Annotated in this window: 3 protein-coding genes and 1 pseudogene; all 4 read left to right on the top strand. The window is 29.8% G+C overall.

Annotated elements, in window-relative coordinates; genetic code table 11:
* Positions 1-108, top strand: a pseudogene (locus FYJ33_RS15870) (IS30 family transposase); the annotation flags it as partial.
* A 132-nt stretch (positions 109-240) separates the two neighbouring features.
* Entirely contained in the window at positions 241-762 is a 522-nt protein-coding gene (locus tag FYJ33_RS15865; protein ID WP_154532919.1) for a hypothetical protein, read from the top strand.
* A 232-nt stretch (positions 763-994) separates the two neighbouring features.
* Positions 995-2,305, top strand: coding sequence for a hypothetical protein (locus FYJ33_RS15860; protein WP_154532917.1), 1,311 nt, complete (start codon positions 995-997; stop codon positions 2,303-2,305).
* 81 nt (positions 2,306-2,386) lie between these two features.
* A complete protein-coding gene (locus FYJ33_RS15855) occupies positions 2,387-2,572 on the top strand; it encodes a hypothetical protein (RefSeq protein WP_154532915.1) in 186 nt (61 codons plus the stop codon).
* The last annotated feature ends 116 nt before the right edge of the window (positions 2,573-2,688 follow it).

The raw sequence follows: 2,688 nt of genomic DNA, 5'->3' as shown, positions 1-2,688 counted from the left end.
ATAGGGTTTATTGAAGAATGGATGAACACTCTTCCACGTAAAATCTTAGACTACCGAACTCCAGAGGAGCTTTTTGAAAAGTACCTCGATGAGATCTATGCAGCTTAAAAATTCAAGGGTTCAAATGGAAAAATAAAATTAGTTCAATTTGTTATTGCAATTTATTGTTTAACTTAAATTTTATGTGGAATGGAATTATAATAAAATGATAAGTAAATTAAGAATAAGGGGAGAAGTAGTATGAATGATTTAGAAGATGAGTGTAGATATAATTTAAGAGTCACAGGTTTAAGAAAAAATGTTGAAAAGTTTATAAAGTATTTTAAAGCTAATTATGTTAGAATTAAGAATATAGGTAAGACTTTTCCAAAGTTTTATTTTACGCATAACACTGTTTATAGTATTAAGAGACAGAATGGAAATGGTAAGCAATTATTTGCAGAGATTAGAGGAACTTGTTCTAGTGATATAGATGAGTCTTTATTAAACTCATATGAGGTAGTAGGTAAAGAATTAAATAATAAAGATAGAAGATTAAGTAGTAGAGGTACTGATTTAATTGAAGTTTCAAGATATTTAAATCTTAATATAAAAATTGCTAGTATAGATACTGATGAATGTTATTTGATAAATAAAGGTAGATTAAATATTTTATCTTTAGAAGATGAGAAGTTAACAGAAAAAGATTTTTTATTAGATTCTTATATTGATGATATAGTTTATGGAACTTATATGGATTATGATGATTCTTTTATGTATTAAATGTTATGAAGAGCAGTTAGGTAATGATGATAAAATTTAATTATATGTAAGCATTTTTGGTTTTAAGATTAGGAAAATAACTTAATTTTAAAATCTTAAATAGATATAATATAATGAAGAAAGAAAGAAGGGGATGATTGGGATGAATGGGTTATAGAAGATAAATAACTAATTAATTTAAATATTATGTAAAAATTATTAAAGAAAACTATTTCAATGGGGGATAATTAAAATGAATAAAAAAAGAATAAGTTTATTATTAGCAACTGTATTAGCTACATCAATGGTAGCAACAACAAAAGTAGATGTAAAGGCATCTGAGGTTAAAGTAGGACAAGAACAACAACAACATGACGCGTTGAGTATAATTTTTGCGGGCTCAAGAACATATCAGGAATTTATCGATCAAGTAGGTTCTAAAAGTGCTCAACAAATTTTTGAAAAAGGAGATGGGGCTTACTATCATAGTGAAGAATTTAAACATAATGTTCAAAATATGCCACCTATATTTCATGAAGTTACAGAGTCAGCAAAGGATCTTATAAAATTAGAAGAAAAATTGATAGAAAAGAGAAACTTAAGAGATGCCTTAACAGATGCAGTATCTAGTGCAACAGTTGCTGAGAAAGAAGTTTTACAAAAAGAATTAGATAAAGCTGATAAACAGTATGTGCAGGCTTGGAAAGATGAAGCAGCTAAATATAGTGAATTCACTGAACAAAAAGAAATATTAAAATCTCGTTATTCATTCGCTTACGACTTCTTTGGACGTTATGCTTTATTAGAGTATTTACATTATGGTGCTTATGCAACTGACCTTAGAAATCAGTTAATAGCAAATAAAGAAAATTTACCTAAGGTAATTCAAAAGATTAAAGATAGTGCAAAGCCATCAGAAGGTAAAGGTGAAACTACAAAACCATCAGAAGGAACTAAGCCATCTGAAGGAACAAAACCATCAGAAGGAAGTAAACCATCAGAGGGTACAAAACCATCAGAAGGAACTAAGCCATCTACTAAACCATCTGAAGGAACAAAACCAGCTACTAAGCCATCAGAAGGTACAAAGCCATCAGAGGGAACTAAGCCATCTGAAACTACAAAACCATCAGAAGTTACTAAGCCATCAGAAGGAACAAAACCATCAGAGGGTAAGGGTGAAACTACAAAACCAGCTACTAAGCCATCAGAAGGAACTAAACCATCTGAAACTACAAAACCAGCTACTAAGCCATCTACTAAGCCATCAGAGGGTAAAGGTGAAACTACAAAACCAGCTACTAAGCCATCTGAAGATGTTAAGTCTTCAGGAGATGCAGTTAAGCCTTCAAATACTGTAACTAACTCTTCTAGTGCTAATAGAGGTGTAGTTAAAAATCAAAATACTAAAACAACTACTAAGAAGTCAGATACTGCAAAAGTTACTTCTGTAGGTGTAAAAGTACTTCCAAAAACAGGTGGAGTAGAGTTACCACTTGTAGGTGGAATATTGACAACTTTAGCTGGGGTAGCTATTACAATTAGATCAAAATTCAGAAAGTAAAAAGATTGGGAGTGCATAACTCCCTTTCTGATATTTATATATTTTATAGGTACATACCATATAGGAGGGAGTTATTAATAAATGATTGAAGATAAGAGCTATGAATTTGTTAGAACAGATAAACTTAATATGAAACAGATTTCTATTTTATCTAAAGAGGTACTTAATAAAGTTAATATTTTTGGGTTTAAAAATAAAGATTTATTAAATAAATTATTTTATACAAAACTAAATTTATGTAAAGATTATTATTTTAGTAAACGGTAAATAATGCGTACCTGTACAAAAAAATAAAGCTGCCAGCGATGGCAGCTTTTATCGGTTAGTTTTTCTACATTCTTGTGGCAGTTTATCTGACCATGGTAGAAGATCATCTAAAAATT

The sequence above is a fragment of the Inconstantimicrobium porci genome (assembly GCF_009696465.1).
GTDB classification, from domain to species: domain Bacteria; phylum Bacillota; class Clostridia; order Clostridiales; family Clostridiaceae; genus Inconstantimicrobium; species Inconstantimicrobium porci.
Note: the sequence above shows the minus strand (reverse complement) of the source record. Positions and strands in the feature narration are given on the sequence as shown.